Below are 5,913 nucleotides of genomic sequence, written 5' to 3' on the forward strand. Positions count from 1 at the left end.
CGACAGCGGTGGCCCGATCGTCAACAACAACGGTGAGCTGGTGGGGATCAACTCCAGCGGCAACACCAAGGCCCGGCTGGTGAGCTACGCCATCGACATCCGCGAGGTGCGGGCCTTCCTGACCGCCTACGCCGGGGACGACAACCCAACGGCCGACGCCCCCCGCGACCTGCTCGCCGCTTGGCCCCTCTGAGCAAAGCTTGGCCCGCCTGGGCCCCCTGAATAGGCTGATGCGTGCAGGTCCCCTCGCCGAGTCTTGGCGGGGGGGCCTTCGCGTGTCGGGCTGGCCGCTTGATTGCGGATTAGCCGGTAGCGGGCCCCGACTTCGCAAGCAACTGTGTAGGCAGAGCAGCACGCAGAGGGGCACGCTGAGGGGCACGCAGAGGAGCAGGTTGACCAGCACGCAGCGCGTTGTCAGGTGCCCCGCCTGAGAGGCATGCGTTCCGTTTGTGAGAGAGCCATCGAATGATGTCGTCCCGAAGCCGAGTCACGATTTCGCTGGTGAGCATGGGGGGGCTGCTGCTCACCGGTGCGCTGCGTGCCACGCCCCTGGCGGTGGTCAACCCGGGCTTCGAGGCCACCGCGGGATCGGTCTCGATCTTCAACGAGTTTAGCTTCGGCGGTTTTCTCGGCTGGGAAGTCTACGACAACCCGCTCGGTCTCGTGGGGAACGGTGCAAGTAACCCGTACTACGTCGGAACCCTCCAGCCGCAGCCCGACCCACTCAGTCCCGGGAACTTTGTCTTCTTTCCAAATGGGGCTCCCGAGGGGAATCGCGTTGCGATCGCCTACAATCGTGCGGGCAGCGGAGGTCTTGGCGAATACGGGCTTCAGCAAACGCTGCTCGGCACGCCGCTGCAACCCTTCCGAACCTATCGGCTGCGTGTGGAGGTGGGCAACATTGCGTCGGGGCGAGCGCTGAGTGGCGAAGACTTTGACCTGAGCGGATTCCCCGGCTACCGGATCGATCTGCTGGCCGGCGGCGTGCCACTAGCAAGCGATAATTCACAGCTTGCCGGCAGTCTTGGCGAGGGCGAGTTCGCAACGAGCCTCGTGACCTTCGCGACCAACGCCTCGGATCTGCGGCTGGGCCTCGACCTGGGCGTCCGGCTGGTCAATCTGAATCAGATCGATCCGCTGGCCCCGACGGCGGATCTCGAGGTCGATTTCGACAACGTGCGGATCGACGTGGTGCCGACGCAGGTCGGCGATTTCAACTTCGACGGCACGGTTGATGCGGCCGACTACACCGTTTGGCGTGACAGCCTTGGTTCTCAACAGGATCTCTCAGCCGATGGCAATCAAGACGGTGTGATCAACGAAGCTGACTACGACCTGTGGGGGGCCCACTACGGTGCCACGCTCGGCGGGTTGGCATCGGCGCTGAGCCCTGCCGGCCATGCCCATCATGCGGGCCTTGCCGTGCCGGAACCGGCAGCCGATGGGCTCATGCTGGGCGCCGTCGTTCTCGCGCACGGGGTTCGGCCGCGTCGGTAAAGTTGCGCGAAGGGGCTCGCTGGAGCTTTAGTGCTTCAAAGCACTCGTCGTCCGGCGATCCTTCACCGGATCGCTACGAGGGGGAGGGGTATCGCAGCTCTAAGCTGGACGTTCCCATTCCGCAAGTCTTCAGCAGCCCGGATGAAGAAGCGCTCTACTACGCCGAGTTATTCGAGGAGCTCTGGTGGGAAGACGTGCTAGCCAGGGCCAACGAACAAACCGAATATGTTGATGCCGAGCGAGAGGCTGAAAAGGCTAACAGGCTGTCTGCCCGAACTTATGCCGACCCAGATAATATGGCTCGGGGCCGCGCCGCGTTAGAGGCAGGAAAGACTGCCACAGAACTTGCCGTAGGCTGCACTGGTGTCGGTGGAGCGGTGTAAGATATCAACACCTTAGTTAATGGCGAGGACATGTATGGCGATCAAGTCAGCACGAGTGCATGGTACGCGACCCTTATCCTTGCTCCATTAGGCTTCATCGGAGACATTTTTGGGAAATTATTCCGTGGTGCGGATGATTTACCTACGACCGGCGCCAGCAGAGCATCCGATGATTTAGGTGATGCCTCGCAAACAGCGGAAGATCTTGCGGCCCCATCAATAGTGTCCGTTCCGCGAACCCGGGGTCGGGCACCTGAGTTCTTCGGCGGACGCACCTCCGAGTCTGGTTTCCTCAATGCCGCAGAGGACTACTTGGGAGCAGATTACAGACAGGTGTCACCGGGCCGCTATGTTTCGGCTGACGGCATGCGGCAAGTGCGATTTGGCGCTCACGAGACCCGTGGGCCAAGGCTGGACGGACACTTCGAGGCGTTTGATTCACCGTATTGCCAGGGTGGCCGTATAATCGAAAATACGACTGTCGACATATTCCCGGACTGATAATGGACGAGCCTAAACTACTTCGATGTATCAAGCTGACATCTGCCCATCGGCCGACAGGGAAGACTCAACACTTCCACGGTGATGCACTGCTTCCCCCACCGACCGAGTTGCGAATCGTCCAGTACAGTTCTGACACTGGGTACTATCTATTTTACTGCGACGAGTCGGGTGCCGAGATGACCGACACGTACCATGACTCGGTGCAGGAAGCGATGGACCAAGCAGAGTTCGAATTCGGGATCACTGCCGCAGAATGGTCCGAGGCGGAGCCTTCCTGATTCCTGCTATTCATTCAGCATCGGCTCCGCCGCATCCTCAGCCTTCCAGACGTCCGGCAAGAACTGCCCAAGCTCCTCGCGTGGCGCCGTGCCGATCTTCGCCAACACGCTCGTGAGGTAGCCCGTAGGATGGGTGGTTCTGTCGGCGTGATGCTGTTTTCCCTGGTGGGCTTGCCACCGACAGGTTCACCCATCACCTCGCTACGCCTTAAGATGGGTGCGAGCACCCATCCTACGAGCTGGTGGAGCGGGCCCGGTTCGAGTTGGGCAGGCTGGCGAGCGGGCCGTCGGTGACATTGGTCCGAAGACCAAGATCAACATCAACGGTCGCAATCGAATCCCGGATGGCATCACTCGTGATGCGGTGTCCGAGGTCAAGAACGTCAAGAAGCTGAGCTTCACCAAACAGCTTCGTGATTTCGCCGATTACGCGAAGCAGGAAGGCAAGAGGTTCGATCTCTATGTCAGAAAAGACACTGAACTATCTGGCCCGCTCCGCGATGCAGTCGGTCGCGGTGATATCAATCTTCGCTTTATCCCTGACTGATGGCAGCGTACTGGCTGAGGAGCGTATGAAGGCCGAAGACTTCATGAAGCAGTTGGCGGGCGACCCTGAGTATCAGGCGATGCGTCAACGTAAAGAGGCGGAGCAAGCCAAGCGATCAGCGATGCTTGACGCGGATGAAGCCTCGTTGGTGGCTGAGCTTCGTGAAGCCCGTGTTCGCGTGGTGATGAACCGCATCCCCGGCCAAGAGTACGACGGCTTACCCAACTCGGTTTGGGACCTCGTCAACACCGAGGAGCCGTACCCGCAGGCAATCCCGATATTGCTGAAGCATCTTGATGCAGAGCATCACTTGGCCATCCGCGAAGGCATCGTCCGTGCGTTGGCGGTTGCCGAGGCCCGCGACATCGCTACCGAGCGGCTGATCGAAGAGTTCGTCAAGATCGAAGACCCCGAATCGAATCTCAAGTGGGTGGTCGGCATGGCCATCGCCGCAACTACAACCCCCAAGACCGGGGCGAAGGTCGCCGCCCTGGCGTTGGACAAGGCCCACGGCAAGAGCCGCGATCAACTGCCGCTCGGCATGTTGAGTGCCGACCCCGATGAGGCGTCGCAGTACCTCCAGCAGATGCTGGAAGACCCGGTGACCAAGAAGTCTGCCAGTGAGGCAATCAAGAAGCTTGCGAAGCGACGCGAGGCCAAGTCCAAGTAGGGCTTCCACAAGCCCGCGTCCTCGCTTGTCGAAAACCCGCGGTCGCTCTCAGCGGATAGGGCATACCTACCCGCACTCAAACACGCAGCTCATCACCGCACCCCGGAACCCCACCGCCCCGCGGTTCAAGCCCGTAGCCCGTAGGATGGGTGGTTCTGTCGGCGTGATGCTGTTTTCCCTGGTGGGCTTGCCACCGACAGGTTCACCCATCACCTCGCAACGAGCTCGGGCGGTGAGTCGGACGACGACACCACAACGGCCGGCAGCAGCACCTTAGAGTGCGAGTTGGGAATACTTCAGCGGCATCGGCCTGGTTCGCAATACGAGGGGGCTGCACAAACACTACGCGAGAACGAAAGCTGGATGCTAGAAGAAGGGCTTACCAATGTGCCTGGTGGAGCGGCTGGAGAGGCAATAGAGTTAGCATACAACCAAAAGACACTCGGTGGAAAACCTGTCACTCTTATCGGGGCAATTGGTGTTTTCCTGGGCTTCTCGGGGGGCAAGAAGGCCGATGATTTAGGTGATGCCTCACAAACAGCGGACAATCTTGCGGGTGTCCGATCCGCGAACACCACACGAGGCTGGCGAGTTGGTGATCCTATCGAGAATCTGACGGCAAAAGGGAACGTGCCATCGTGGGATGCCGTCCGTCAACGACATTGGAAGAATCAGGCCCATAGCAACGCAGGCAATTACAGTGCGGAGAATCTTGAACGGATGCGACGAGGGTTGGCACCGCAACGAATGAACCGGAGAACGGGCAAGCTTGAGAGCATGGAGTTACATCATACGCCACCAAGGCGAGATGGAGGCCTCTTCCAGTTCGAAGAGATGTGGCCAGACGCTCATGCTGATGTAGATCCATTCCGTCATACAGGGAATTAGAAGGATGCCGTCGTTTGAAAAAATGTTTATGAAGTCGGATGGGAAGCCTATTGAGTACCAAGGTAATACCTTAGTGATGGGAGATGACTTCCCCACCGAAGGCACCATACGGCTTCGATTGGTCTTCGAGGCTTGCAATGGAGAGTGGCGACAAGGTGTTTGCTTAAAGGTTCTTGGAGAAGGAATCTTTTCTGCGAACGGCCACGAATCGCCTTACTTTACTTTTTGGCAAGACACCGCCCCTCCAGTGGTTGAGTTCGAGGTTGTTGGCGACGTTTCCGACATTGACGTAAAGAATGTTTGGGATGTAGGCGATGGAGTAATGGACTCGGGGCACAATGGTGCAGCCATGATCGTGGAAGAGATTCCGAATGGCCGTCGGTACCGCTGCAACGACGGTTACGCCGACGACGATTTCGACGACATCATTTTTCACATTGAGCGGCTGGAATAGGTTCCGCTGCGTCCTCGTTCTTCCACACGTCGGGCAGGAACTGCCTTAGTTCCTCACGTGGCGTGCTGCCAATCTTCGCCAGTACGCTGGTGAGGTAGCGTTGCGGATCCAACTGGTGACGCTCGCAGCTGGCGATCAGCGACCAGAGCATATCCATCTAATGTGCCCAGAGTGGGGCGGCGACGCATTGAGCGAGACACCGCAGAACCCAAAGTTCGCCGCGGCGAAACATGTGAAGCTCTGCCTATGGTGATTCGACTGGCTCCGCCGCATCCTCCCTCTTCCACACGGCGGGCGGCGGCAAAAGAGACCGGCCCGCGACGATCACCGGCCCGCGACGATCGAAGGATGCGATCAAGAGCGGGCGAAGGGGTTCGAACCCTCGACATCCAGCTTGGGAAACAGCCCCGGCATGCAAACCCGTGCAAACCAACGGGAGTCAATGCAGCCCTATATTACCGGGGCAAACTACGCACGGCTACGCCTTAATTCGCACACGATTGCGTTCGATTGCGTCAAAACAGGAGTAGTCACTACTCCCATTTGCAGCGGTAAAGAAAATCGCTGGTTTGTGCTGTTCCCTTTGGTCTGGTCAGCAGCTTGCCAGAAAGGACCCGCTGTTAGTTGCGTTCGGCTGGTTCGGCGCGCAGCAAGCCATCGGGCAACGGGGTAAGTAGGGCGTCCTCGGGGCC

Annotated in this window: 7 protein-coding genes; 6 read left to right on the top strand and 1 reads right to left on the bottom strand. The window is 59.2% G+C overall.

The genetic code is table 11. The features are described from left to right. From Pla111_RS16960 to Pla111_RS16985, 6 genes are all read left to right on the top strand, one after another. Positions 1-193, top strand: a 193-nt coding sequence (locus Pla111_RS16960) for a trypsin-like serine protease (RefSeq protein WP_146575653.1), incomplete at its 5' end; no start/stop codon positions are given. A 272-nt stretch (positions 194-465) separates the two neighbouring features. Further along, positions 466-1,497: a dockerin type I domain-containing protein gene (locus Pla111_RS16965; RefSeq protein WP_146575654.1), complete on the top strand. Its 1,032-nt coding sequence runs from the start codon at positions 466-468 to the stop codon at positions 1,495-1,497. A gap of 994 nt (positions 1,498-2,491) precedes the next feature. After that, the gene (locus tag Pla111_RS17340; protein WP_197525123.1) at positions 2,492-2,662 is read left to right on the top strand and encodes a hypothetical protein; all 171 of its coding nucleotides are present in this window, start codon (positions 2,492-2,494) and stop codon (positions 2,660-2,662) included. Positions 2,663-2,879: 217 nt separating this feature from the next. Then, positions 2,880-3,209, top strand: coding sequence for a putative toxin (locus tag Pla111_RS16975; protein ID WP_146575656.1), 330 nt, complete (start codon positions 2,880-2,882; stop codon positions 3,207-3,209). Beyond that, the gene (locus Pla111_RS16980) at positions 3,124-3,879 is read left to right on the top strand and encodes a hypothetical protein (RefSeq protein ID WP_146575657.1); all 756 of its coding nucleotides are present in this window, start codon (positions 3,124-3,126) and stop codon (positions 3,877-3,879) included. Before Pla111_RS16975 ends, Pla111_RS16980 begins: the two co-directional genes overlap by 86 nt. An 892-nt stretch (positions 3,880-4,771) precedes the next feature. Beyond that, complete coding sequence (locus tag Pla111_RS16985; protein WP_146575658.1) at positions 4,772-5,221, top strand: hypothetical protein; 450 nt, start codon at positions 4,772-4,774, stop codon at positions 5,219-5,221. Here the strand turns inward: Pla111_RS16985 and Pla111_RS17755 are convergent. After that, positions 5,193-5,378 carry a transposase domain-containing protein gene (locus Pla111_RS17755; RefSeq protein ID WP_146575659.1) on the bottom strand — a complete coding sequence of 62 codons (186 nt, stop codon included), beginning with the start codon at positions 5,376-5,378 and terminating at the stop codon, positions 5,193-5,195. The genes Pla111_RS16985 and Pla111_RS17755 overlap by 29 nt on opposite strands. Between the last annotated feature and the right edge of the window lie 535 nt (positions 5,379-5,913).

This window comes from Botrimarina hoheduenensis, assembly GCF_007859815.1.
GTDB classification, from domain to species: Bacteria; Planctomycetota; Planctomycetia; order Pirellulales; family Lacipirellulaceae; genus Botrimarina; species Botrimarina hoheduenensis.